The organism is Roseivivax halodurans JCM 10272, from assembly GCF_000521785.1.
GTDB classification, from domain to species: domain Bacteria; phylum Pseudomonadota; class Alphaproteobacteria; order Rhodobacterales; family Rhodobacteraceae; genus Roseivivax; species Roseivivax halodurans.
Genome location: NZ_JALZ01000038.1, coordinates 1 through 25,850, shown reverse-complemented (window position 1 = coordinate 25,850; position 25,850 = coordinate 1). Strand labels below are relative to the sequence as shown.

At 65.6% G+C, this 25,850-nt stretch carries 24 protein-coding genes; 10 read left to right on the top strand and 14 right to left on the bottom strand.

All coding sequences use genetic code 11. The features are described 5' to 3' along the window. Positions 1-385: 385 nt before the first annotated feature. Positions 386-2,185, bottom strand: coding sequence for an NAD(P)/FAD-dependent oxidoreductase (locus OCH239_RS18455; protein WP_037266044.1), 1,800 nt, complete (start codon positions 2,183-2,185; stop codon positions 386-388). A 170-nt stretch (positions 2,186-2,355) separates the two neighbouring features. Beyond that, entirely contained in the window at positions 2,356-2,631 is a 276-nt protein-coding gene (locus OCH239_RS18450) for a hypothetical protein (protein WP_037266042.1), read from the bottom strand. A gap of 279 nt (positions 2,632-2,910) precedes the next feature. On the opposite strand from OCH239_RS18450, the gene katG reads away from it, so the two are divergent. Further along, positions 2,911-5,136 carry a catalase/peroxidase HPI gene (gene katG / locus OCH239_RS18445; RefSeq protein WP_037266049.1) on the top strand — a complete coding sequence of 742 codons (2,226 nt, stop codon included), beginning with the start codon at positions 2,911-2,913 and terminating at the stop codon, positions 5,134-5,136. Positions 5,137-5,213: 77 nt separating this feature from the next. Here katG and htpX read toward each other — a convergent pair whose 3' ends face one another. From htpX to dusB, 10 genes are all read right to left on the bottom strand, one after another. Then, a complete protein-coding gene (gene htpX, locus OCH239_RS18440; protein ID WP_037266039.1) occupies positions 5,214-6,140 on the bottom strand; it encodes a zinc metalloprotease HtpX in 927 nt (308 codons plus the stop codon). 69 nt (positions 6,141-6,209) lie between these two features. After that, entirely contained in the window at positions 6,210-7,490 is a 1,281-nt protein-coding gene (hflX, locus tag OCH239_RS18435) for a GTPase HflX (protein WP_037266036.1), read from the bottom strand. Then, positions 7,487-7,726: an RNA chaperone Hfq gene (gene hfq, locus OCH239_RS18430; RefSeq protein WP_037266035.1), complete on the bottom strand. Its 240-nt coding sequence runs from the start codon at positions 7,724-7,726 to the stop codon at positions 7,487-7,489. The genes hflX and hfq overlap by 4 nt, the downstream gene beginning before the upstream one ends. Before the next feature lie 127 nt (positions 7,727-7,853). Further along, positions 7,854-9,368: a TrkH family potassium uptake protein gene (locus OCH239_RS18425; protein WP_037266033.1), complete on the bottom strand. Its 1,515-nt coding sequence runs from the start codon at positions 9,366-9,368 to the stop codon at positions 7,854-7,856. A gap of 4 nt (positions 9,369-9,372) precedes the next feature. After that, positions 9,373-10,749, bottom strand: coding sequence for a Trk system potassium transporter TrkA (gene trkA / locus OCH239_RS18420; protein ID WP_037266030.1), 1,377 nt, complete (start codon positions 10,747-10,749; stop codon positions 9,373-9,375). An 86-nt stretch (positions 10,750-10,835) separates the two neighbouring features. Then, entirely contained in the window at positions 10,836-12,260 is a 1,425-nt protein-coding gene (gene ntrX / locus OCH239_RS18415; protein ID WP_037266029.1) for a nitrogen assimilation response regulator NtrX, read from the bottom strand. Between the two features lie 5 nt (positions 12,261-12,265). Next, the gene (locus tag OCH239_RS18410) at positions 12,266-14,563 is read right to left on the bottom strand and encodes a sensor histidine kinase NtrY-like (RefSeq protein WP_425280298.1); all 2,298 of its coding nucleotides are present in this window, start codon (positions 14,561-14,563) and stop codon (positions 12,266-12,268) included. A gap of 99 nt (positions 14,564-14,662) precedes the next feature. Beyond that, positions 14,663-16,033 carry a sigma-54-dependent Fis family transcriptional regulator gene (locus OCH239_RS18405; RefSeq protein ID WP_037266027.1) on the bottom strand — a complete coding sequence of 457 codons (1,371 nt, stop codon included), beginning with the start codon at positions 16,031-16,033 and terminating at the stop codon, positions 14,663-14,665. Then, entirely contained in the window at positions 16,033-17,118 is a 1,086-nt protein-coding gene (locus OCH239_RS18400; RefSeq protein WP_037266024.1) for a two-component system sensor histidine kinase NtrB, read from the bottom strand. Before OCH239_RS18400 ends, OCH239_RS18405 begins: the two co-directional genes overlap by 1 nt. Next, entirely contained in the window at positions 17,115-18,098 is a 984-nt protein-coding gene (dusB, locus tag OCH239_RS18395; protein WP_037266021.1) for a tRNA dihydrouridine synthase DusB, read from the bottom strand. Before dusB ends, OCH239_RS18400 begins: the two co-directional genes overlap by 4 nt. Before the next feature lie 179 nt (positions 18,099-18,277). Here dusB and ispD point away from each other — a divergent pair, with 179 nt between their 5' ends. Genes ispD through OCH239_RS18375 form a run of 4 tightly spaced genes read left to right on the top strand, consistent with a single transcriptional unit; the run spans position 18,278 to position 20,385 of the window. Beyond that, positions 18,278-18,958 carry a 2-C-methyl-D-erythritol 4-phosphate cytidylyltransferase gene (ispD, locus tag OCH239_RS23185; protein ID WP_037266019.1) on the top strand — a complete coding sequence of 227 codons (681 nt, stop codon included), beginning with the start codon at positions 18,278-18,280 and terminating at the stop codon, positions 18,956-18,958. After that, positions 18,930-19,409, top strand: a complete 480-nt coding sequence (gene ispF, locus OCH239_RS23180; protein WP_037266016.1) for a 2-C-methyl-D-erythritol 2,4-cyclodiphosphate synthase — start codon at positions 18,930-18,932, stop codon at positions 19,407-19,409. Before ispD ends, ispF begins: the two co-directional genes overlap by 29 nt. Continuing rightward, the gene (locus OCH239_RS18380; RefSeq protein WP_037266014.1) at positions 19,406-19,894 is read left to right on the top strand and encodes a phosphatidylglycerophosphatase A family protein; all 489 of its coding nucleotides are present in this window, start codon (positions 19,406-19,408) and stop codon (positions 19,892-19,894) included. Before ispF ends, OCH239_RS18380 begins: the two co-directional genes overlap by 4 nt. Next, a complete protein-coding gene (locus OCH239_RS18375) occupies positions 19,891-20,385 on the top strand; it encodes a CinA family protein (protein WP_037266012.1) in 495 nt (164 codons plus the stop codon). The genes OCH239_RS18380 and OCH239_RS18375 overlap by 4 nt, the downstream gene beginning before the upstream one ends. Here OCH239_RS18375 and OCH239_RS18370 read toward each other — a convergent pair. Next, a complete protein-coding gene (locus OCH239_RS18370; protein WP_037266010.1) occupies positions 20,372-20,614 on the bottom strand; it encodes a hypothetical protein in 243 nt (80 codons plus the stop codon). The two genes, OCH239_RS18375 and OCH239_RS18370, sit on opposite strands and share 14 nt — an antisense overlap. A gap of 100 nt (positions 20,615-20,714) precedes the next feature. Then, a complete protein-coding gene (locus tag OCH239_RS18365) occupies positions 20,715-21,158 on the bottom strand; it encodes a type II toxin-antitoxin system RatA family toxin (RefSeq protein WP_037266045.1) in 444 nt (147 codons plus the stop codon). Between the two features lie 78 nt (positions 21,159-21,236). Between OCH239_RS18365 and hpt the strand changes: the two genes are divergently transcribed. The 5 genes from hpt (at position 21,237) to OCH239_RS18340 (ending at position 25,806) form a co-directional block, all read left to right on the top strand. After that, positions 21,237-21,776 carry a hypoxanthine phosphoribosyltransferase gene (gene hpt, locus OCH239_RS18360; protein WP_037266008.1) on the top strand — a complete coding sequence of 180 codons (540 nt, stop codon included), beginning with the start codon at positions 21,237-21,239 and terminating at the stop codon, positions 21,774-21,776. Continuing rightward, positions 21,773-21,955, top strand: a complete 183-nt coding sequence (locus tag OCH239_RS18355) for a hypothetical protein (protein ID WP_037266006.1) — start codon at positions 21,773-21,775, stop codon at positions 21,953-21,955. Before hpt ends, OCH239_RS18355 begins: the two co-directional genes overlap by 4 nt. A 145-nt stretch (positions 21,956-22,100) precedes the next feature. After that, complete coding sequence (locus tag OCH239_RS18350; RefSeq protein WP_051489604.1) at positions 22,101-22,607, top strand: 2Fe-2S iron-sulfur cluster-binding protein; 507 nt, start codon at positions 22,101-22,103, stop codon at positions 22,605-22,607. Further along, a complete protein-coding gene (locus tag OCH239_RS18345; RefSeq protein WP_037266003.1) occupies positions 22,604-23,623 on the top strand; it encodes an FAD binding domain-containing protein in 1,020 nt (339 codons plus the stop codon). Before OCH239_RS18350 ends, OCH239_RS18345 begins: the two co-directional genes overlap by 4 nt. Then, positions 23,620-25,806, top strand: coding sequence for a xanthine dehydrogenase family protein molybdopterin-binding subunit (locus tag OCH239_RS18340; RefSeq protein ID WP_037266001.1), 2,187 nt, complete (start codon positions 23,620-23,622; stop codon positions 25,804-25,806). Before OCH239_RS18345 ends, OCH239_RS18340 begins: the two co-directional genes overlap by 4 nt. Positions 25,807-25,850 lie beyond the last annotated feature (44 nt).

Below are 25,850 nucleotides of genomic sequence, written 5' to 3'. Positions count from 1 at the left end.
CCGGTGAAGCGCTATCTACGGATGCTCCAACCGACTCGCAAGAGGAAAATTTGGAAAACGTCGCAAATCCTTCATTTAGAACTTTCGTCAATCGTACCAGTCTGTTGCGCGCAATATCTTTTGATTCCGAGCACGCTCCGCGCAACGATCGAAGTCGTGACATAAATCTGGACCTCTCAGTCCGGTCTGACACGCCCGCTTCCGTCGAAGGTCACCGGAATCGCCAAGCGACTTGCGGGTCAGGATCGCCCAGATGTTCCTAGAACGATACCACCGAGGACGCCCTCGGCAGTCGCTCGAACCGGTCTCGCCCCTCATTTCATGTACCATGCGCGCTTTCGTTCATGTCGCGCCCGTCCCGCTTCGTCCGGGCGCGACTTTCTCGTCAGCTCAGATGATGCACCTCTTGCAGTCCGTAGACCGGGGTCGCGATGCCCTCCATGCGCGCCTTAAGCTGGAGCGCGAGGAACTGGGAGTAATGGCGCGACTGATGCAGGTTGCCGCCGTGCATCCAGAGGTTCGGCACCTGCGTGGGCTTCCACATGTTGCGCTGCTCGCCCTCCCAGGGCCCCGGGTCCTTGGTCGTGTCCGAGCCTAGGCCCCAGCATTTGCCGAGCCTGTCCGCCGTCTCCTGCCCCATGAGGTCCGCGACCCAGCCGTTCATCGAGTTGTAACCGGTGGCGTAAACAATCAGGTCCGCATCGAGATGCGATCCGTCGTCGAGGACGAGACCAGTCTCGTCCAGCTCGGTCACCTGACCGCGCCTCAACTTGATCCTGCCTTCGATGATGAGCTGGCTCGCGCCGATGTCTATATAATAGCCCGACCCGCGGCGCAGGTACTTCATGAAAAGACCAGATCCATCGTCGCCCCAGTCGAGCCAGAAGCCGGCCCGCTCCAGCCCCTCGTAGAACTCCTTGTCGCGCTCCTTCATCGCCTCGTAGGCCGGGATCTGGAACTCATGCAGGATGCGGTAGGGCAACGAAGCGAAGATGAGGTCAGCCTTCTCGGTGGTCATGCCGTTCCGAACCGCCTCCTCGGAGTAGAGAGCGCCGAGACCGATCTCCATGAGACTGTCCGACCGCACGATATGGGTCGAGGAGCGCTGCACCATCGTCACATCCGCATCGTTCTCCCAGAGCGCGGCGCAGATGTCGTGGGCCGAGTTGTTCGACCCGACCACGACCACCTTCTTGCCGGACCACTGGTCCGGCCCGTCATGCTCGGACGAGTGCTGCTGCACGCCCTTGAACCGCTCCATGCCGGGGAATTCGGGCATGCGCTTCTTGCCCGACATGCCCGTCGCCATGACGAGCTGCTTTGGCCTCAGCGTCACTTCCTCGCCGTCGCGGTCCACGACCAGCGTCCACTCTCCGGCTTCCTCGTCGAAGCTCGCCGACTTCGCCGTGCTCCGGGTCCAGTAATTGAGCTCCATCACCTTGGTGTACATCTCGAGCCAGTCGCCGATCTTGTCCTTCGGCGAGAAGACCGGCCAGTTCTCGGGAAACTTGATGTAGGGCAGGTGATCGTACCAGACCGGGTCATGCAGGCAGAGCGACTTGTACCGCTTGCGCCAGCTGTCGCCGGGGCGGTCGTTCCTCTCGATGATAATCGTCGGCACACCGAGCTGGCGCAGCCGTGCACCAAGCGCGATGCCGCCCTGCCCGCCGCCGACGATGACGCAATAGGGCTGCGTCGTGTAGCCGAGATCCTTCTCCTCGCGCGCGCGCTCCTCAGCCCAGGTTTCGCGGTGTTTGCCGGAGCCGTGCTTGGCACCGAGCGGACGATTGAAGCCGGCCGGCTCCTCGAACCCCTTCAATTCGACCAGCGTGGTCAGCAGCGTCCAGATCTTTCCGTCCTTAAGGCGCATGAGGCCGAAGCCGCGGCCAACATCGGTCCCGAACCGGATCCAGGCCGTGGTCACCCCGTCCTCCTCGGTCGGCAATTCGTTCTCGGCGAGCGCCCAGTCCGAAGGCTTGGTCTTGTCGAGCTGGTGCCGAAGCATGTCTTCGACCTGATCCCTGCCCTCGACGGTTTTCAGGTTCCACGTGAAGGCCACGAGATCGCGCCAGTAGCAGTCTTCCTGAAACATGTCGCGCGCCCGGGCTATGTCGCCCTGGGACAGCGCCGCCCCGAACTCGTCGAGAAACGCCTGGGTGTGTTCTGCAATCGTTGCGTCCAGCATGTGACCCTCCCTTGGTGCTACGTTTCTCCTTATACGCGTCGCACCCCCTGCCCTCGAAGTTGGCAATAGGTGGAAGTCACACCGGGTCAGATCGTCGGTGGCCTATCATCGGGACATGCGCAGCGCCCCACATGCACGTGCGGGGCGCTGATGCTGCGGCCCGGAATGCTCTACCGCCGTCCCGCAATCGCCCTGACGATCGCGAGCACGATCATGGCACCGATCGCAGAGACCACGGCCAAGAGGAGCAATCCGCCGGCCGCCAGGATCCCGATGCCGAGTGCGGCGAGCAGGAATGGTGTGGCAACGGCCGCGACCACACCCACGAGGATGTAGAGACCCATGTTCCGTCCCGCGATCTTCCCGGCGAGGTAACCCGCGCCTGCGCCAATCACGATGAGGAGGATGAGCGCGAGCGCTCCAATCGTATCGAGTAGCGTTTCCATCCCGTGTTCCCTTCTTCGTATGGATTTGTGCATGCGCACTGCGCCTGTCCGGAGCCTAACCATAACCCGGCACGTCGCGTTCCTGTTATGGCTACCGCCCCAACTCAGACCAATCGATATGTTTTACAAATTGCCGCCATCGGAAAATAGGCGTTCGCCCTATCTCTCTCGGTTTGCTAGAACGATTCCAAGGTGACGACCCCGCGGGACTCTACAAGTCTCGCGCGCGCGTCTACACCTTCCGGATTTGTGCCATTGTTAAGGAGCATGGAGACCGACATGGACGGGAACGATATCGAGAACGGCGGCGGCTGCCCCGTCATCCACGGCAACCTCAAGCACACCACGTTCAGCGTGCGGTCAAACCGGGATTGGTGGCCGAACCAGCTGAACCTCAAGATCCTTCATCAGAACTCGTCGCTCGGCGATCCCATGGGGGACGATTTCGACTATGCGGCCGAGTTTGCGAAGCTCGACCTCGACGAGGTGAAAGCCGACATCGCCAGGGTCCTGACCGACAGCCAGGAATGGTGGCCCGCCGATTACGGACATTACGGCCCGTTCATGATCCGCATGGCGTGGCACTCGGCCGGCACCTACCGCACAGGCGACGGCCGCGGCGGCTCGAGCTCGGGCTCGCAGCGCTTCGCGCCGCTGAACTCCTGGCCGGACAACGGCAACCTCGACAAGGCGCGGCGCCTGCTCTGGCCCGTGAAGCAGAAGCACGGCCGCGCGCTGAGCTGGGCCGACCTCTTCATCCTCACAGGTAACGTCTCGCTCGAGACGATGGGCTTCAAGACCTTCGGCTTCGGCGGCGGCCGCGAGGACATCTGGGAGCCCGAAGAGGACATCTACTGGGGCTCCGAGCAGGAATGGCTTGCGACCTCCGACAAGGAGGGGACGCGCTATGCCGAGGGTCGGGCGCTTGAGAACCCGCTCGCGGCGGTGCAGATGGGCCTCATCTACGTGAACCCCGAGGGCCCCGACGGCCGTCCCGATCCGCAGGCCTCGGCGAACGACATCCGCGAGACCTTCGCCCGCATGGCGATGAACGATGAGGAGACCGTCGCGCTGACCGCCGGCGGGCACACTTTCGGCAAGACCCACGGCGCCGGTGATGCATCGAGCGTGGGCGTTGAGCCCGAGGGCGGCGACATCACCGCGATGGGCTTCGGCTGGACCTCGACCTTCGAGAGCGGCAAGGGCAAGCACGCGATCACCTCGGGCCTCGAGGGTCCGTGGACGCCAACGCCGACCACGTGGGACATGTCCTACTTCGACATGCTCTTCGGCTACGAGTGGGAACTGACCAAGTCGCCCGCAGGTGCGCACCAGTGGACGCCGGTGAACGTCCGCGAGGAGGACAAGGCGCCGCAGGTCGACGGCTCGGACGAGAAGGTCGTGCCGATGATGTCGACCGCCGACATGGCGATGAAGGTCGACCCGGCCTACCGCGCGATCTCGGAGCGGTTCCACAAGAACCCCGCCGAGTTTGCCGACGCCTTCGCCCGCGCGTGGTTCAAGCTGACCCACCGCGACATGGGCCCGAAAGTCCGCTACCTCGGCAAGGAAGTGCCCGCCGAGGACCTCCTCTGGCAGGATCCGGTTCCGGCGGTCGATCATCCGCTCGTCGATGACGCGGACATCGCCTCGCTGAAGGACAAGCTGCTCTCGAGCGGTCTTTCGGTGCAGGAACTGGTCTACACCGCGTGGTCCTCGGCGGCGACGTTCCGCGGCTCTGACAAGCGCGGCGGCGCCAACGGCGCGCGCATCCGCCTCGCTCCGATGAAGGACTGGGAAGTGAACCAGCCCGAGCAGCTCGGCAGGGTCCTGTCGACGCTCGAAGGCATCAAGTCGAATTTCGACGGCGCGGCCTCGGGCGGCAAGAAGATCTCGCTAGCCGACCTCATCGTCCTCGGAGGTGCCGCGGCGATCGAGAAAGCGGCCAAGGATGCCGGTCACGACGTCACCGTGCCCTTCACGCCGGGTCGGACCGACGCCACCGACGAGATGACCGATGCCGAGAGCTTCGATGTTCTGGAACCTTACGCCGACGGTTTCCGCAATTACCTCAAGTCGGAATACACTGTCCCCACCGAGCAACTCCTGATCGACCGCGCACAGCTCCTGACGCTGACCGCGCCCGAGATGACGGTGCTTGTCGGCGGCATGCGGGCGCTGGACGCAAACTTCGAGGGCCAGAAGCACGGCGTTCTGACTGAGCGTCCGGGCCAGTTGACCAACGACTTCTTCGTCAACCTTCTCTCGATGGACACAAAGTGGGAAGCGGCGGACGACAGCCAGCAGGTCTTCAACGGCATCGATGCTAAGACCGGCGCACAGAAGTGGACCGGCAGCCGCGTGGATCTCGTCTTCGGCTCAAATTCGCAGCTGCGGGCACTGGCCGAGGTCTATGGCTGCGCGGATGCGGGCGGGAAGTTCGTGACAGACTTCATCAAGGCCTGGACCAAGGTGATGGACGCGGACCGCTTCGACGTGGCCTGAGACCGGAGCCGATCCGAGGTACCAAGCGGCGCGCGGGGAGAAATCCCCGCGCGACTTTTTTTATGTCCGGACGTTTCTCAGCCCCAAGGCCCCTGCGTGTCGCCTGCGCCACCCCAAGGCCCGCTCCCGCTCCGTGGCCGCTGCGGTTGCGGCGCGGGGCGCACCGCTCCCTGCCCGGCCAGTTCGCGAAGCGCGGCGATCCGGTTCTCGGTTGCCGGATGCGTTGAGAAGAGGTTGTCGTGCTTGTGCGCATGCAGCGGGTTGATAATGAACATGTGCGCGGTGGCGGGGTTGCGCTCGGCGGCGGGGTTGTCGATCCGCGCCGCGCCGACGGCTATCTTCTGCAGCGCCGCAGCGAGCCACATCGGGTTGCCGCAGATCTCGGCACCCGCCTTGTCCGCGGCGTATTCGCGGGTCCGGCTGATCGCCATCTGGACGAGCGCCGCGGCGAGCGGAGCGACGATCATCATCGCAAGCGTCCCGACGATCCCGAGCCCTCCCTCGCGGCGCCCGCCGAAGAAGAGCGCGAAGTTCGCCAATATCGAGATCGCACCGGCGAATGTCGCCGTGACGGTCATGATCGCCGTGTCGTGGTTGCGGATATGCGCAAGTTCGTGAGCGACGACACCGGCGAGTTCCTCGCGGCTGAGCGAGCGCATGAGGCCGGTCGTTACCGCCACGGCCGCGTTGTTCGGGCTCCGCCCCGTGGCAAAGGCGTTCGGCTGCGGCATGTCGATGACGTAGACCGCCGGCATCGGCATGTTCGCATTGCCGGCGAGATCGCGGACCATCTCGCTCAGGCCCGAGCGGTCGTTCGGCCCAACGGGACGCGCGTTGTGCATCTTGAGCACCATGCGGTCCGAGTTCCACCAGGTGAAGGCGTTCATGCCCGCGGCGATGACGAGCGCGATGACCGCGCCGCCCCCGCCCGCTAGTAGGTATCCGATCCCAAGAAAGAGGGCCGTCATCGCGGCCATCAGCATCGCGGTCTTCACGTAGCCCATGTCGGCAGCTCCGAAGTGTTCAGTCCCGCCGATATAGGGATGCCCCGCCCGCTCACCAACGGGCGGCGCTCAGACCTTGTCGAACTGAGCCGCTTCCTTGGCTGTCCAGCGCACGTCGAGGTCGTAACCGTCCTCGGTCTGCGTCTCGGCCTCGACGAGGTTACGCTCGAAGAGCCAGGCGCGCTTGCGACCGTCGGCGAAGTCGAGATGCACGGAGGCGCGGCGCTTGTCGCCCTCGATGATGCGCGTGATTCCGGACAAGAGAGCGTCCATGCCCTCCCCCGTCCAGGCCGACAGCGCGTAGATCGAATCGACGCGCTCGGCGCGGGTCTGGGCCGCCTCGCGCGCTTCGGGGGCAAGCTGGTCGATCTTGTTCCAGACCTCGATATGCGGCGTGTCCTCAGCCACGCCGAGCGACGCAAGAATGGCATGCACGTCGTCCGCCTGCTCCTGCGTGTTCGGGTGCGAGATGTCACGGACATGGACGATGAGATCGGCCTCGAGCACTTCCTCGAGCGTTGCGCGGAAGGCGGCGACAAGCTCGGTCGGCAGGTCCGAAATGAAGCCCACCGTGTCCGAGAGGATGACGTCGGGACCGTTCTCGAGCTTCACGCCGCGCATCGTCGGATCGAGCGTCGCGAAGAGCATGTCCTTGGCCATCACCTCCGCCCCGGTCAGGCGGTTGAAGAGCGTCGACTTTCCGGCGTTCGTGTAGCCCACCAGCGCAACGATCGGGTACGGAACCTTGGCGCGCGCCTTGCGATGCAGCGAGCGGGTCTTCACCACCTTGTCGAGCTGCCGGCGCAGGCGAACCAGTTGTTCGTCGATAGCGCGGCGGTCCGCCTCGATCTGCGTCTCGCCGGGACCGCCAACGAAGCCGAGCCCGCCGCGCTGGCGTTCGAGGTGAGTCCATGCCCGGACGAGCCGGGTGCGCTGGTAGGAGAGATGCGCCATCTCGACCTGAAGCACACCCTCGCGGGTCGCGGCACGGTCCGAGAAGATCTCGAGGATGAGACCCGTCCGATCGAGGATCTTGACCTTCCACTCCTTCTCGAGATTGCGCTGCTGCACGGGCGACAGCGGGCCGTCCACCAGGACGAGCTCGATGTCGTCACCCTGGATGCGCTCGCGCAGCTCCTCGATCTTGCCCGAACCGAAGAGCGCATTGGGATGCGGCTGCGGCAAGGGCACGACGGCGGACGCGACAACCTCCATGCCGGGCAGCGCCTCGGCAAGCGCGACGGCCTCTTCGAGCGCCATGTCGGGGTCCCGGCGCTGGCGGTCGCTCTTTATGTCGGGATGCAGGACCCAGGCACGGGTCGGGCGAACCTCATGGTCGGTTTCGGTCAAGTTTCCTCGTTCGAATCGTAGAGATTGATCGGCTGGGCCGGCATTATGGTCGAGATCGCGTGCTTGTAGACGAGCTGAGACTGGCCGTCACGGCGCAAAAGCACGCAGAAATTGTCGAACCACGTAATCACCCCCTGAAGCTTCACGCCGTTTATGAGGAACACGGTCACCGGAACCTTGGTTTTGCGGACGTGATTGAGAAATGCGTCCTGCAGGTTCTGTCTGTCGGAAGCCATTGAAAAAACCTTTTTTTCTTGTTGACGCCGCAATGCGGCACGACCCTCGGCCAGCCGAGTATGTCGCGGGCATTTCCGGAGTTCCAGCGGAAATCAAGAACATTCTCCGAACTCTTTAGCGTGTGTCTCACTCGCGCCAGAGATCGGGGGCCAGCATGATCACGAGCGCGAGCACCTCGAGCCGCCCCAGCAGCATGGCCGCGGTGAAGACGAGCTTCGGCCCTGCCCCGAGCTGGGCGAGCGCGATCGGCAGTTCGGTCCCGAAGGTCACCAGCGGACCGGTGTTCGTCAGCCCTGCGATCGCGACCACGAAGGCCGGCTCGAAGGCGAGACCGAAAGCGGCGAGCGCCAGCACGATGACCATGATCGTGAGCGCGAAGATCATGAAGAAGACCCAGGCGATGAACGCGCCCTCGCGCCGGGTGCGGCGGGAGAGAAGTCCCGAGCGCCCGACCGAGTTCGGATGGATCAAGCGCTCGAGCTCGCGCTGGCCGTTCACGAACAGGATGAAGACCCGCAGAAGCTTCACCCCGCCCGCCGTTGTCGCGACGCCACCGCCGACGATCGCAAGGCCCATGAGGACGAGGCCCGGCGTCTGGAGACCGGACCAGTCCTGTGCGCTCTTCCAGGCGACGCTTTCGAAACCGGTGGTGGTGAGGAAGGACATCGTGGTGAAGACACCGCCCCAGAAGGCGGTCGCCGCCGCGGTCAGGTCCTCTTCCTCGCCGATGTCGAACGACGCGAGCCAATGTCGCAGGAAAAAGAGCGCCGGCACCAGAAGCGCAATGAGAAGACCCATCCGGAATTCGGGGTCGTATCTCAGACCCTGTCGACGTGCGGCGCTTGTGTCGCTCGAGAAGGTCAGGCGAGAGAGGGCGAAGATCATGAAGGCGAAGATCGCCGCCTCGCCGACGAGCCCCGCGGAGCCTTCGGAAAGTCCCCCAACCGGCGAGATGCCCGAGGTCGCCATCGTCGACATCGCGTGGCAAAGCGCCACGAACGGCTCTTCTCCCGCGGTGAGGAGGAGGACCCAGAGCACGATGGTAAGGCCGGTATAAGTGGGCAGGAGCGCGCCGACGGTCCGGGTCAGCCGCGTTCTCGGGTCCGACCTGTCGCGGTGGGCCGCGCCCGGCGCCGGGGTCTGGCCGGGTTCGGACACCGCGGTGACCTCGAAACCGCCGAGCGTCAGCGGCGCGAGGATCGCGGCCGCCGCGATCCAGAGGAGCGCCCCGCCCATCCAGCCCACCTGCGCGCGCCAGAGATGCTCGGAGAGCGACAATCGCTCGGGCGCGAAGAGCGTCGCGCCCGTGGTTGTCAGGCTCGACATCATCTCGACATAGGCGTTGAGGAACGACGTCGTGCGCACAGCCTCGTAGAACGGCACGGCGAGGATCGCGGGAAGGATCACGTAGCCGATCGCAAGCGCGAGGAGCTGCCGCGTCGAGCTGCGGTTGTGCTCCCGGCCCGCGAGCGCGATGCCGATGAGCGCCGTGACGATCAGGCCGGACACCCCGGAATAGAAGAAGCTGCGGGCGTCGTGAAAATTGTCCTCGGACAACGCGAGCCCTGCGGGAAGCAGCATTCCGCCCGAGAAGACGCCGACCAGAATGAGCAGGAGCGGCAGTGAGGCGAGGGCGCGCATCAGCTCAGAAAAAGTCGATCGAGACCTGCAGGAGCCGTTCGACCTCCGGCACGTCCTTGGCCATGGCGAAGAGCACAATCAGGTCGCCCTCCTCGATCCTGAGCCCGCCCGTGATCTTCTGGATCTTGTCGCCGCGCTTCACCGCTCCGACCAGCACACCTTCGGGGAACTCGATGTCGCGGATCCGCCGCCCTGAGATCGGCGAGGTCGAGAGAACCTCGGCCTCGATCACCTCGGCCTCGCCGTCGCCGATCGAATAGACGGCGCGCACGCGGCCATGCCGGATGTGACGAAGGATGGACGAGACGGTTGTGGCGCGCGGGTTGATGAAGGCGTCGATCCCGAGGGGCTCCATCAGCGTCACGAGCGTCGGGTCATTGATGAGCGAGATCGACATCTTCGCTCCCGCGGTCTTGGCGCGCACGGCCGCGAGCATGTTGGTCTTATCGTCGTCGGTGACGCAGAGCACCGCGTCCGCGCGCTCGATATTGGCTTCGGCGAGAAGAGCCGCGTCGAGGCCGTCGCCGTGCAGGACGATGGTCTTCTCGAGCGCTTCCGCGGCACGTTCGGCGATCTTGCGGTCCTTCTCGATGATCTTGGCGCGGATCCGGGTGGCCCGGCTCTCGAGTTCACGCGCGACCATGAGGCCGACATTGCCGCCGCCGACGAGGACGACGCGTTCCTGCGGACGGTACGGCTTGCCGAGGATCTCGAGCAGACGCTTGATGTCGTCCTTGTGGCAGACAAAATAGGCAGCGTCGCCGACAAAAAGCTGGTCGCGCGGTTCCGGCGCGAAGAGACGGCGGTCCCTGAACACACCGACCGCGACCGCACGCAGGGTCGAGAAAAGGTCCGTCAGCTGGCGCAGCGGCGTGTTCACGATCGGGCAGTCCTCCTCGATCGTCACGCCGATGAGTTGGGCCTCGCCGCCGAGGAACGTCTCCGTGTCGAATGCCGCAGGCAGCGCGAGGCGCTGGAGCGCGGCGTCGGCGACCTCCCGTTCGGGCGAGATCACCACGTCGATCGGCATGTGATCGCGACGATAGAGGTCGGAATATATCGCAGTCAGGTAGGAGCGGGACCGCAGACGGGCGATCTTGCGCGGGATCGAGAAGACCGAGTGTGCCACCTGGCAGGTGACCATGTTGACCTCGTCCGAATAGGTCGCCGCGATGATCATGTCCGCATCGCGCGCGCCGGCCCGGTCGAGAACGTCCGGATAGGACGCGAAACCCGCGATGCCCTGTACGTCGAGCGTATCGGTGGCCCGCCGCACGAGGTCGGGATTGTTGTCGACAACGAAGACGTCGTTGCGTTCGCCCGAGAGATGCCGGGCGATCTGCCAGCCGACCTGACCCGCTCCGCAAATGATGACCTTCATGGACCGCCTTTTCGAGGTATCCCCGGCGCATGGGTCTGACACCTTGCGCGCGGGGGGTCAATCTCCGGCGGGCTTTGCCGCTGTGGTCACGAGGCCGCGCGCTCTTCCTCTTCCTCGGCCTCCTCGAGCGCAGCAATCCGGGCGCCGCCCTTCGCCGTCGTCACCACGCCCAGCGACTTCAGCTTGCGGTGCAGCGCCGACCGCTCCATCCCGACGAAGTTCGCGGTGCGGGAGATGTTGCCGCCGAAGCGGTTGATCTGCGTCAGCAGATATTCCCGCTCGAACGCTTCGCGCGCATCGCGGAGCGGCAAGGTGGCAAGCGTTCCCGAAAGAACGACGCGCCCCTCCTCTCCGTCGCGCGGCCCCTCCTGCGGCAACTCACGCGCCTCGATCGCGCCGGTGCCGTCGCCGAGGATCAGAACGCGCTCGACCAGGTTCTTGAGCTGCCGCACGTTCCCGGGCCAGACCATGGTCTGCAGGAGCGCGATGGCCTCGTCCGAAAAGTCGCGGTTCGGCAGGCCTTGCCCCTTGTGGCACTGCTCGACGAAGTGTCTCGCGAGCGTCGGGATGTCCTCGCGCCGGTCCTCGAGGCTCGGCACAGCGATCGGCACCACGTTGAGACGGTGGAAGAGTTCCTGCCGGAAGCGGCCCTCGGCGATCTCCGCATCGAGGTCTCGGTTCGTCGAGGAAATCACCCGCAGATCGACGCGCACGTTGTCCTGCCCGCCGACACGCTGGAACTGCTGGTCGACGAGCACGCGCAGGATCTTCGACTGGGTGCCGGCCGGCATATCCGCGACCTCGTCGAAGTAGACGACCCCGCCATGCGCCTGCTCGAGCAAACCGGGCTCCACGCCCCGGTCGGGGGTCTCGCGACCGAAGAGGGTCTCCTCCATGGTCTCCGGCGTGACACCGGCGCAATTGACCGTGATGAAGGGTCCCGAGGCGCGCGAGGACCGGGCATGGATGTAGCGGGCGGCGACCTCCTTGCCCGATCCCGCTGGCCCGGTGAGCATCACCCGCCCGTTCGAGCGGGTGACCTTCTCGAGCTGGGAGGACAGTGCCCGGAAGGCCGGACTGTCGCCGATCATCTCGGCGGCGTGGGTCTCGCGCCGCTTCAGCGTCAGGTTCTCGCGGCGGAGGCGCGAGGCCTCCATCGCGCGGCGGATCACGACTAGCAGCTGGTCGATGTTGAACGGCTTCTCGATGAAGTCGTAGGCGCCCTGCTTGATGGCGGCGACGGCGATCTCGATGTTGCCATGGCCCGAGATGATGACCACCGGCACGTCCGGGTTGTCGCGCTTGACGGTCTTCAGGATGTCGATCCCGTCCATCTTGCTGTCCTTCAGCCAGATGTCGAGGATGATCAGCGCCGGCGGTTCTGCATTGATCTCGGACATCGCCTCGCCGGAATTTCCGGCGAGCCGCGTCGTGTAGCCTTCGTCCTCGAGGATGTCCCCGATCAGCTCGCGGATGTCACGTTCATCGTCGACGATGAGAATGTCGCCCATATTACTTACCCCTCTGCTGATAACGTTTGTTCTGTATCCGTCCCGGCTGCCCCGGATCCGGACGCGGCTGGCGGGCCGGCCGCCACCGGCAGGCGGACCACCGCCATCGCCCCCGCATGCCCCGCCCCGCCGAAGGGCGGCGCATCGTCGAGCGACAGCGTGCCGCCGTGTTCCTCGATGATCTTCTTGACGATGGGTAGGCCGAGGCCGGTGCCCTTCTCGCGGGTGGTCACGTAAGGCTCGAAAAGCCGCGCTCGGTCCTCCGGAAGGCCGATGCCGTTGTCCATGATGCGGATCTCGGCAAAGCCGTCGCTGCAGGTGCAGGTCACGCGGATCTCGGGGACGAACCCGTCGGGCTCGCCCTCCTCGCGGAGGCTCTCGATTGCCTCGCCGGCGTTCTTCATGAGGTTCGTGAGCGCCTGGCTGATCATCGTGCCGTCGAGTTCCGATCGCAGGGGACCGTCCGGAAGCTCGGCGCTGAAATGCACCCCGGGTTGCCCGGTCTCCTGCAGCAGGATCGCCCCTTGCAGCAGGGCCACGACGTCCTCGTCCTTGCGCTCGGGCTCGGGCATGCGGGCGAATTTCGAGAATTCGTTCACGATACGGAGGAGATCGTCGGTCTGGCGCACGATGCGGTCGGTCAGTCGCTCGACCTTGTCGGCGTCCTCGCCGGCGAGACTGCTCGCGAACTTGCTCTGGATCCGCTGCGCGGAGAGCTTGATCGGCGTCAGCGGGTTCTTGATCTCGTGCGCGATGCGCCGGGCGACATCGCCCCAAGCGGCAAGGCGCTGCGCGCTCACGAGGTCGGTGACGTCGTCAAAGGCAACGACGTAGCCCTCGAGACTGCCATCCTTGCGGCGGCGGATCGACATGCGCACGAGGAGGTGCTCGAGCCGGCCCTCGCGCGAAACCTTTACTTCTTCCTGCACCACCTCAGCCCCGGTCGAGGTCAGACGCTCGAAGAGCGCCCCGAACTCGGGGACGGCGACATAAATCGGCAGGTTCTGGTTTTCCTCTTCCCAGTTGAGAAGGCGCTCGGCCGACCGGTTCACGAATGTCACCCGACCCTGGTCGTCGAGGCCGGCGACGCCCGAGGTGACCGATGTCAACACGCTGTCGAAAAGCCTTTGCCGGCGTTCGATCTGGCGGGTGTTCTCGAGAAGGCGCTCGCGCTGGCGCTTGAGCTGCCGGGTCATCTGGTTGAAGTACCGGCCGAGCATGGCGATCTCGTCGTCGCCCTCGTCCTCCTTCACATGCACGTCGAGATCCCCTGCCCCGACCCTCTGCGCCGCACCGGTCAGCCGCCCCACGGGCCGCGACAGACGCTCGGCGAACCAGAGGCCCAGCCAGACCGCGGCGAGGATCAGGAGCACAGCGAAACCGAGATAGAGCAGAGCGAAATCGAAGAGCCGCCTGCCCCGCTCGCTCTCCTGCTGCTGGTAGAAGCGCGCGGTCTCCTGCGTGTCGTCGAGCAGGTTCAGGATCGCGCCGTCGACATTGCGGGTCACGTAGAGATAGCGGTCGACGAAGGCCTCGAGCGGGACGAGGGCCCGGAACTCGTCGTTGTCCCAGTCCGGGATCAGCGCGACGCCGCTCTCATCGGCCTGTGCAAAATCGAGCGCTGCGGGTTCCTCGTAGTAGAACAGATACGAGCCCTCGCCGCGGGCGTGGATCTGTCCGGCACCGTCGATGATGAAGGCCTCCGACAGGCCGCGCTGGATCTGCTGCTGGCCGCTCGCCAGAAGTTCCCGCAGACGATCGTCGGTCAGGAGCGGCGCGGCGCGGCGGTTGTTGTCGAGGAAGGCCGCAAGCTCGCGGGCATCGGTGTCGAGATCGGCGCGATGCTCGGCCTCGTAGGATTCCGCGGCTTCGAGCGAGGCGCCGACCACGTTCTGAACCCGGGTGGAAAACCACGTCTCGAGGCCGGAATTGATCGTCAGCACTCCGAAGACGGCCACCGTGATCGTCGGAAGGAGCGCCATGAGCGCGAAGACGCCCGTGAGCCTGAGGTGCAGCCGCGAACCCGCGGACTGCGCCCTGCGCGCGGCAATGAGCATCGCGACGCGGCTGAGCACGAGGCCGGCGATCAGGATGATGTAGACGAGATCCGCAAGAAGGACGAGCCGGAGCGTCGTCGGGTCCGATCCGCCGCGATCGAGCGGGCCGAGAACGGTATAGGTCACGACGGCGAGAATCGGACCGAGGATCACCAACCCCAGGGTGAACGCGTTCTGGACGCGTCTCTGCCGCCTCAGCCGCTCGAGACGCGACCAGTCGATCTTCCGTCGTGCCCGACTGGCCACAACCACCCTCGTCTTGCTCGACTGCCTCACGCAGCCCACCGCCATATCTTGTGGTCTCGCCGCGGGCTGGCGCCCGGGGGCCACGGTTCTGTTGCGGTTTTACATCAACTTGCGGCGGCGTGTCACGCGAATATCGAGGTCGGTAATCTTCTTGCGCAAGGTATTGCGGTTGATCCCGAGAAGATCGGCACATTTTGCCTGGTTCCCGCCAGTTGCCTCTAGGGCAATCTCAATGAGCGGCGCCTCGACCTCCCGTAGAATCCGCGTGTAGAGCCCCGGCGGCGGCAGCATGTTTCCATGCAGGTCGAAGTAGCGGCGGAGGTGCCGCGCGACGGACGTGCCGAGTTTCTCCGACTCGCCGCCCTTCAGGATCGGTCCCGTCTCGGGCTGGTTGCCCAGAACCTGCTCGACTTCGCCGCGGGTGATCTCGTCGGCCCGAGACGTGAGCGACAGCCGCCGCACCGAATTCTCGAGCTGCCTCACGTTGCCGGGCCAGGAATATTGCCGAAAGAGTTCCGCCGCCTCGTCCGACAGCCAGCGCTTCGGACCGCCCTCGCGCTCGACCCGGGCGAGGAAGTGATCGGTCAGGAGCGCGATGTCGTCGACCCGTTCGCGCAGGGACGGCACATTGATCGTCGCGCCGGAGAGCCGGTAGTAGAGGTCCCGGCGGACACGCCCCTCTTCCATGGCGTGCGCGAGGTCGATCTGGGACGTCGCCATGAAGCGCGGCACGTGCTCTCCCGGGCCGTCCATCATGCGCACGATGCGTCCCTGAACCTCGTCCTCGATGTCGGCGATCTCGTCGATGAGAAGCGTGCCGCCCTTGACCCGCGCGAGCACCTTGGAGGGCCCTTCGAGATCAGAGAGGTCCGCCGCCGTCACGGTCACTAAGGGCAGCGTCCGCCGATCCGAGAAATCGTGGATGGCTTTCGCGATCAGCGACTTGCCGGTCCCGCTTTCGCCGCAGACGAGGACCGGCAGGTCCGTGTTCATGACCTTGGCGACGAGCCGGTAGAGCGATTGCATCGCCGCGGTTTTGCCGACGAGAGGAAGCTCGTCCGGGGCATCGGCGCCGTGGGTCGGCTCGTCGCGCCGCGGCGCCTTGTTGCGGTTCTCGAGCGCGCGTGCGGTGCGCTTCATCAGGTCCGGTAGATCGAAGGGCTTAGGCAGGTAATCGTAGGCCTCGGCCTCGGCCGCCTGGATCGCCGTCATGATCGTGTTCTGCGCCGAGATCACGATAACAGGTAGCTCAGGCCGGTCCTGCTGGATTTTGGGCAGCATCTCGAGTCCGTTGCCGTCGGGCATAACGACGTCCGAGATCACCACGTCGCCCTTCCCTTCGGCCACCCAGCGCATCAGCGTCGTGAGCGACGAGGTCGCGTGCACCTTACATCCGGCACGGGTCAGCGCCTGGGTCAGCACCGTGCGGATCGTGCGGTCGTCATCGGCGACGAGTACCGTGCCATCCATCAGTCATTCTCCTGTGCATCGCGGGGCGCGCGCGGCAGCGAGATGCGGAATCGCGTCCTGCCGGGCACGCTGTCTACGGAAATCCAGCCGTCATGGTCGGACACGATCTTGGACACGAGCGCGAGGCCGAGGCCCGTGCCGTTCTCCTTGCCGGACACGAAGGGGTCGAAGATGTCGCCCTTGATGTCGGGTGGGAGGCCCGGGCCGTCGTCCTCGATCTCGATCTGCAACGGCACCGACTGTCCCGTGCCGTCAGCGCGCCTAAGCCGGAAGCTGTGCTCGTAGAAGGTGCGGAGCCGGATGCGGCCACCGTCTTTCTTATCAGCAGCTTCCGAGGCGTTCTTCACGAGGTTGAGGACCACCTGAAGAAGCTGGTCAGGATCGCCCCAGGCAAGCGGCAGCGAGGGATCGTAATCCTCGATGAAACGCATATGTGCGCCAAACCCGAGCTGCGCAGAGCGCCGCGCGCGGTCGAGGACGTCATGAAGGTTCACCGGCTTCATCTCGGGTGCGGAGAGGTTGCCGAATTGCTCGACCTGTTCGAGCAGCTTCACGACGCGCCGCGTCTCGGCGACGATCAGGTCGGTAAGCTCCAGATCTTCGGTCGAAAGGTTCATCGACAGCAGCTGCGCCGCCCCGGCAATCCCGGCGAGCGGGTTCTTAATCTCGTGGGCCAGCATCTCGGCCATCCCGATCGCCGATTTTGCGGCGGATTTAACCGAGTGGCTTTGGGTCATGCGCCCGGCAAGCTCGCGCGGCGAGATCAGCATAACCATCCAGCCGGGCTGTCCCGAAATCGGCGCGATGTGCAGAGAACAGACCGTGGGCGCTCGGTTTCCGGTACCGACATCCACATCGTTGACGAATAGCGGAGTGCCCTGGTCTCGGGCCCTTAGCAGGCTTTCCTCAAGCGGTGCATCAACCGCTAGCCGGTCCCAGATCGGCTGACCGATCAGCCATTTCGTCGAGTTGTTCATGAACCCTTCCGCAGCGGGATTCATGTCGGCGATGCGGTCCGCCCCGTCGATCAAGATCGCCGGAACGGGCAGCGATGACCAGATTGCAATCTCCGTGGCCTGGTTCATGCAGCGGCCCGGCGCGGCGTGGAAAGAGCCCCTGGGAGCGCCGAAAGCACGGCGCCCGGATTCCTGGCGGTGAGGATCGACCTGCGCAAAGCCGCGGGCGTTCCGGCATCGTCCATGTACCAGCCGAGGTGCTTCCGGGCGACGCGAAGACCAAGATCGATGCCGTAGAAGTCGAGCATCTCCTCGTAATGCCTTGATACCATGTCGATCAAATCGTTCCCTTGAGGTATGTCGGGTCGCGGGCTGCCGACAAGCGCGGCGGCGATCCGAGCGAGCTGCCAGGGCCGGCCCTGCGCGCCCCGCCCGATCATCACCCCGTCGGCACCCGAGGCATCGAGAGCGGCGCGCGCCGTGCCGACATCGACAATGTCGCCGTTGGCGATCACGGGGATCGATACAGCCTCCTTCACCGCGCGGATCGCGGCCCAGTCGGCGGCCCCCTTGTAGAACTGGCAGCGCGTGCGCCCGTGGATGACAACCATCTGCACTCCCGCGCCTTCGGCGCGGCGTGCGAGATCAGCCGCATTGAGGCAGTCGTGATCCCAGCCAAGCCGCGTCTTGAGCGTCACCGGAATCTCGACCGCCTGCACCACGGCCTCGATCAGCGTCATCGCGTGGTCGAGGTCGCGCAGCAGAGCGGAGCCGGAATAGCCGCCGACCACCTTCTTGGCCGGGCAACCCATGTTGATGTCGATGACCGCCGCTCCGTTCGCTTCCACCACCCGCGCCGCTTCGGCCATCCAGTATGGGTCGCGTCCGGCGAGTTGCACTGACGTATTTGCGGCGCCGATCCCGAGCTCGGCCTTCTCGCGTACGGCCCATTTGCCCTGAACCATCTCGTGACTCGCGATCATTTCGGACACGACTAGCCCCGCGCCGAAGCTCGAGACCAGAGAGCGGAACGGAAGGTCGGTGATGCCCGCAAGGGGTGCAAGGAGCACCGGCAGGTCCAGTCGGGTCTGTGCGAGAGTGACGCTCAAGCGATTATTCCTTGTGCATATGTTCCGGGCTATCGCGCAGGTCGCGGGCGTTCAATTCCCGGAAGGCGTTCTGCGGCTGCATTCTCATCGTCTGCCCAATTTTTCATCACTCGGCGCCCGGAGATTGCGCGTTGCCGCCGCAAGGCCTAGAGATGACGCGCGAAACGGAAGGACCAATTATGCGTCACGCCGCTCTCATCGTCGCGGCCGGCCGCGGCGCCCGCGCAGGCGGGCCGGAGCCGAAGCAATGGCGCCAGATCGCGGGGAAGTCGGTGGCCCGCTGGACGCTCGAGGCGTTCTCCCATCTCGACGCGCGGGTGCTGGTGATCCATCCGGCTGACCGCGTCAAGGCGGAGGCGGCTGCGGAGGGGCTCGATGTGCGCATCGTCGCCGGGGGGCCGGATCGCGCGGCTTCGGTCCGGAACGGGCTCGAGGCTCTGGTGGCCGTCGGTCTCGACACCGTGCTGATCCACGATGTCGCGCGTCCCTGCGTCCCCCGGGCTGTGATCGACGGGGTTCTGTCGGCGCTCGATACTGGACCGGGGGCGGCGCCCGCCCTGCCCGTCACTGACGCGCTCTGGCGTGTGACCGACGGCACCGTGGCGGGCACAGTGAACCGGCAAGGTCTCTTTCGCGCGCAGACGCCGCAAGGGTTTCACTTTCGGGCGATCCTCGATGCGCATATGACCCATCCCGGAGGCGCGGCCGACGACGTCGAGGTCGCGCGCCACGCAGGACTTTCGGTCATTGTGACCGACGGGTGCGAGGACAACCTCAAGATCACCGCGCCCGAGGACTTTGCCCGGGCGGAGCGGATATTGGAGCGAGTGCATGGACATCAGGCTGGGGAACGGGTTTGACGTTCACGCCTTCGGACCGGGAGACGCGGTCGTGCTCTGCGGCGTGCGCGTGCCGCACGAGGCAGGGCTTTCGGGACATTCGGACGCGGACGTCGCGATGCACGCGGTGACCGACGCCATCTACGGCGCGCTGGCCGAGGGCGATATCGGCACGCATTTCCCGCCCTCCGATCCGCAGTGGAAAGGGGCCGAGAGCCACATCTTCCTGCGGCACGCGGTGGATCTGGCAGCAAGCCGCGGCTTCGGTATCTCGAATCTGGACGTGACGATCATCTGCGAGGCGCCGAAGGTCGGCCCGCACGCAACCGCGATGCGCGAAGCGATGGCAGGCATCACGGGAGTTCCGTCCGATCGCGTGTCGGTCAAGGCGACCACGTCCGAGAGGCTCGGGTTCACCGGGAGGCGCGAGGGGATCGCGGCTTTGGCGACCTGCGCGCTGGTGGCATCATGAGCCGCACCATCGCCACTCTCTTCGGCGTGGGCCACCTGCGGCCCGCCCCCGGCACCTGGGGTTCGCTCGCGGCGCTGCCGCTCTTCTGGGTGCTGCATGCACTCGGCGGAGTGGTCCTGGTCGTGATCGCGACACTGGCCGTGATCGTTGGCGGCTTCTACGTCGTGCGCGCGGCGACGGAGGGATCGGACGAGAAGGATCCGGGCGAGATCGTCATCGACGAGGTCGCGGGCCAATGGGTCGCGCTCCTTCCGGTATCCTACGGCGCGGCCTTTGCGGGCGTTCCTGTACTGGCTCTCTGGCCGGGCTGGGTCATGGGGTTTGCCGCCTTCCGGCTCTTTGACATCTGGAAGCCCTGGCTCGTGGGCCGCGCCGACCGGCTCGGCGGCCCGGGTGGCGTCATGCTGGACGATCTGATCGCGGGCGTTTTCGCGGCGGTCTGCGTGATCCTGTCCGGCGCGTTCTACCACGTGGTGCTCATGTGACCCGGGAGCTTGCCGAGCGCATCCGGGCTGCGGCATCGGAGCGCGGCTGGACGGTGACGACCGCCGAAAGCTGCACGGGCGGCATGGTGTCCGCGGCGCTGACCGATGTCGCGGGATCGTCTTCCATCTTCGAGCGCGGTTTCGTGACCTATTCCAACAAGGCCAAGACCGAGATGCTCGGGGTCACGCCATCGGCGCTCGACGCGTACGGCGCGGTGTCGGAAGAGGTGGCGCGCAAGATGGCCGAAGGGGCGCTTCACGAAGCGAATGCGCAGTTCGCCGTGGCCATCAGCGGGATCGCCGGCCCGGGCGGCTCGGAGCACAAGCCCGAGGGGCGCGTATGTTTCGCGGTCGCGGGCCCCGGCGGCATTTCGGCCGAGACGATCGAGTTCGGCGCCATCGGTCGCGCGGAAGTACGTGCGGCGGCCACCGAACACGCCCTCCGACTGATTGCAGCCGCTCTCGATCGCGAGGCGCTCAGCCGGACTTGAGAAGCCGTAGCTCTTCGGGAGGCGCGCCGAGGATCTGGGCCATGCGGTACGCGTTCGTCGCCGCGCCTTTGCCGGAATTGGCCTCGACCATCGCCTGCGTCTCGCGTCGCAACCTTTCGGCCGCCGCCTTCGATTCCTCGATAGCGCTGGCCTGCCGGTCGAGAACGCCGGTTTCCATCCGCAGCGGACCCTGCGAGCCCGCATTGCCGGAACTGATCGCAGATATCATCCGAACCTCCTCTAGTGCGATCTGTCGCAGAGAAGGATGCGCGCGAAATCGGGCAAACCGAAGGCACGCCTGTGACACGTCAATCCAAGGTTAACGCGGATCAGCCGTAAAGGGCCGCGGCGCGACGCTCGAAGGCGCGCACGATCCGCTGCATGGCGTCGTTGAAGACGACCCCGATGATCGAGCGGAGCATGGCATTCTTGAACTCGAAATCGACGAAGAACGACACCTCGCAGCCCCCGTCCACGTCCTTGAACGACCAGCGGCTTTCCATGTAGCGGAACGGGCCGTCGATATATTCGGTGTCGATCACGTAATCCTTCGGCCAGAGCGTGACCTTGCTACCGAAGCGCTCGCGGAACACGCGGAACGAGATCACGAGGTCGGCCATCATGATCGTGTGGTCGCCATGATCCTCGGTCGATCGGATGCGGGCGGCGCTGCACCACGGCAGGAATTCGGGGTACGAGCCCACATCGGCCACGAGAGTGTACATCTGATCGGCGGTGTAAGGCAGCACCTTGGTCTCGGAATGTGTGGTCATGGAGCGTCCGGCCTCGGTGATCTGCGTGACAGTGGGCGACCATGTCGTATGGTGCGCGCGGAAAATCAAGGGAATCCCATGACGACGCGTGCATATGTCATCGACGAGATGATCTCGGCCAAATCCATCGCAGCGCGGGTCGAAGCCCTCGCCAAGGAGATCGGCAAGGAGTTCGAAGGCACCGAGCAGCTGGTGGTGGTCGGCCTCCTGCGCGGCTCCTTCGTGTTCATCGCTGACCTCGCCCGGGAGCTGAAGCTGCCCGTGGAGGTCGATTTCCTCGAGGTCTCCTCCTACGGCAACGCGATGGAGACGAGCCGCGAGGTCCGTATCCTGAAGGACCTGCGGGCGGCGATCGAGGGCCGCGACGTCCTCGTGGTCGAGGACATCGTCGATACCGGGCATACGCTGTCGCACGTGGTGAACCTTCTGGCGTCGCGGAACCCGCGCAAGCTGAAGACCATCGCGCTGCTCGACAAGCCGTCGCGCCGCGAGACCGAGATCCGGGCCGACTGGACCGGGTTCGAGATCCCCGACGAGTTCGTCGTGGGCTACGGCATCGACTACGCGCAACGCGACCGGAACCTTCCTCATATCGGCAAGGTCCGCTTCTCGGAATGAACCTGCACTGGCTCCTGCGGATGCGGCGCTGGGTGCAGCACCCGCCGAACCCGAGGGGGGTCATGCTGGTGCTCGTCGTCGTCGCCGTCTGCGCCGCTCTTTTCGCCGTCGAGCGGTATGTGGGATGGCCCGATTGGATGAGCGCCGAGCCGGATGGGCCGATGCGGATGCCACGCTGACCGGGCGCCTCCCTTCGCCACGTTACCCTGCCCGCCGGGCATTGATCTGTTTCCGGGCAGGAACCGCCGCACCGAACCGGCGTTCGGGTTATGGAAGCGGCGCGGAGGCGTGCCGCACCTTCCCTCCCATCGACCCGGAGCACCCATGAAAATCAGCCTTTCCGTCAATGGCACGCAGCACTCTCTCGAGATCGAGCCGCGCGTGACCCTCCTTGACGCGCTGCGCGACCGCCTGAAACTCACCGGCTCAAAGAAAGGCTGCGATCACGGCCAGTGCGGCGCCTGCACCGTAATGGTGAACGGCCGCCGCGTGAATTCCTGCCTCTCCCTCGCCGTGATGCACGAGGACGACGAAATCACCACCATCGAGGGCATCGGCACGCCCGACGAGCTTGCTCGCCTGCAGCAGAACTTCGTCGAATGCGACGGCTACCAGTGCGGCTATTGCACGCCCGGCCAGATCGTGTCCGCCAAGGCCGCGATCGAGGAGGCCAAGGCCGGCTGGCCGTCCTACGTCTCGCCCACCCTCGCCGACATGGGCGAGCTCGACGACGAGGAGATCGCCGAACGCATGTCCGGCAACCTTTGCCGTTGCTCCGCCTACCCCGGCATCCGCCAGGCCATCGCCAAGACCGCGAAGGAGGACGCATGAGGCCCTTCGATTACACCCGCGCAACCGATCTCGAGGACGCGGCGCACCATCTCTCGTCGGGCTCCACGGTGATCGCGGGCGGCACCAACCTGCTTGATCTGATGAAGATCCAGGTGATGACGCCCGACCATCTCGTCGACATTACCCGCCTTCCGGGTCTTTCGGACATCGAGGATACGGGCAGCGGCCTTCGGATCGGCACGCTCGTCACGAACTCGGATCTCGCCGGGGACACGCGGGTCCGCAACGGCTATCCGGTTCTGGCCCGCGCGCTGCTCGCCGGCGCTTCCGGTCAGTTGCGCAACAAGGCGACCACCGGCGGAAACTTCCTGCAGCGGACGCGGTGCCCGTATTTCTACGATACCGCCATGCCGTGCAACAAACGCGAGCCGAATTCCGGCTGCTCGGCGCAGGGCGGTGACGCGCGCATGTGCGCCATCCTCGGCACTTCGCCCGAATGCATTGCAGCGCATCCGTCGGACATGGCTGTCGCCATGCGCGCGCTCGACGCCCAGGTCGAGGTTCGCGGCGCCGACGGCGAAACGCGGATGATGGCGCTCGACGATCTCTACCATCTGCCGGGCGACCGTCCCGACCGGGAATACGCGCTCGACAAGGGTGAGATCATCATCGCGGCGCACCTGCCCGCTCCGAGCCCGAACACGCGCCAGACCTACCGCAAGGTACGCGACCGCGCGTCCTACGCGTTTGCGCTCGTCTCCGTCGCGGCCGTCATCGAGATGGGCGAGGACGGTAAGATCGCGAACGCCGCGCTTGCCTTTGGCGGCATCGGCACGCGGCCGTGGCGCGACCCGGAGGTCGAGAAGGAACTGATCGGCTCCGAACCCTCGAACGAGCTCTTCGCGAAGGCCGCCGATGTGCTGCTGCGCGATGCGTGGCTCGAGGAATCAAACGCGTTCAAGGCGCCGCTCGCCAAACGCACACTGATTTCCGCGCTGCGCGACGTGACCGGGCTGTCCGGTCAGGATCACTACGACATGGGAGACGCGGCATGACCAAGGCCTTCCGCATGGACGAGGTGCAACCGCGCCTCCTCGACGAGACGAACCAAAACGTGATCGGCCAGCCGCTCGCCCGCCCCGAAGGGTACCTCAAGGTGTCGGGCCAGGCGCCCTACGCCGCCGAGGTGGATGTCGGCGAGATGGCGCATGGCGTGCTGGTGCGCGCCACGATCACCAAGGGGCGCGTGCTGCGCGTCCACGACGAGAAGATCCGCAAGATGGACGGCGTCGTCGACGTGCACATGCTCGACCGGATGATCCGCAACCCCGCGCAGGGCATGATGGGCGAGAGCCCGGAGCAGCTCGGCGAGCGGATCGACTATCTCGGCCAGCCCATCGGCGTCGTGGTGGCGGAGGATTTCGAGACGGCCCGCGACGCGGCGCTGCAGCTCGAGATCGAGTATTCCGAAGAGGAGGCCGAGGTCGATCCCGACAACGCCTCCAACACGGAATGGACCGACAAGGAAGATTACGGCGACATCGACACGGCGATGGACCGGGCCGAGTTCACCGTCGATTCCGAGTATCACACCGCAGCGCACGTGGCCGCGGCGATGGAGCCCCATGCGGCCATCGCGGTCTGGGAAGGCGAGAAGCTTACGCTTCACGGCTCCTGCCAGCTCATCAAGTTCAACGTGAAGGAACTGGCGGACGCGCTCGGCATCGCCGAAGAGAACGTGCACATCCTCTCGCCCTATATCGGCGGCGGTTTCGGCTCGAAGCTCGGGATCTCTCCCGAGGCGGTCGCGGCGTCGATCGCGGCCCGCGATCTCGGCAAGCCGGTGCGCGTGGTGATGAGTCGCCAGCAGGTCTTCGATTCCGTACTGCGGCGGACCGAAACGACGCAGAGGCTCTTTCTCGGCGCCGATGCGGACGGACGTCTGACTGCGGTCGGGCATCACGACCGAGTGTCAAACGTCCCGAACGAAGGCTTCTCGGAGCCGACGAACCAGGCCACGCACTTCCTCTATTCCGGCGCGAACCGTCGCTACAGTCAGGAGACGGCACGCATCCACCGCACGCCCTCGGGCTCCGTGCGGGCGCCCGGCGAGGCGGTCGGGATGCTCGCACTCGAGACGGCGATGGACGAGCTTGCCGAGACGGCACGCCTCGATCCGGTCGAGCTGCGCCTGCGGAACATCCCCGAAACGCATCCCGAAACCGGCGTTCCCTACTCCGCCCGGATGCTTGCGGAGTGCCTCAAGGACGGCGCGAAGGAATTCGGATGGAACCAGCGCAAAGCGCCGCGCGAGCGCAAGGAAGGTGACTGGTTCCTCGGCATGGGTGTGGCATCCGCTGCACGAATGAACATGCTGCTCCCGTCGGAGGCCCGGGTGACGCTCACCCCGACCGGGGCCATCGTCGAGACCGACATGACCGATATCGGCACCGGCACCTATGCGATCCTGAACCAGATCACCGCCGAGATGCTGGGCCTTCCGGTCGAGCTCGTCGAAGTTCGCCTCGGCGACAGTTCCTACCCGTCCGCAGCGGGATCCGGCGGCTCGTTCGGCGCGGCCTCTTCCGGCTCCTCTGTCTTCCTTGCCTGCAAGGCCATCCGCGAGCAGATCGCGAAGAAGATGGATTGCGAGGGCGACGATCTGACCCTGTCGGGCGGCATCGCGCGCTGCGGCAATCGCGAGAAGAAGCTCGAGGACCTGCTCGACGCGGATATCGTCGAGACGGCGCAGATCAAGCCGGGCAAGACCGGCAAGGAGGCGTTCTCGTCGGGCTTCGGGGCGCATTTCGCCGAGGTCGCCGTGCACGAATGGACCGGCGAGGTACGCGTGAAGCGCATGGCCGGCTGGTTCGCCGCGGGCCGCATCCTCAACGAGCGCACCGCGCGCTCGCAATGCTGGGGCGGCATGATCTGGGGCATCGGCTCGGCCCTCCATGAGCACGCGAGCCACGATCCGCGCCGAGGCCACATCGTGAACCGCGATCTTGCGAACTACCACGTGCCGGCGAGCCTCGATGTGCCGCAGCTCGACGTGACCTTCCTCGACGAGCGTGACGACCACGCCAACCCGATCCAGGCGAAGGGCATCGGCGAGCTCGGCATCTCGGGCGCCGGGGCGGCGGTCACGAACGCGATCTACAACGCCTGCGGCGTGCGGATCCGGACCTTCCCCGCCACGCCGGACATCGTCCTAGAAGGATTGATGGCGTACGACTGACGTGTGACGGGCGGGGTCATCCAGACTCACCCACTCGACCATCA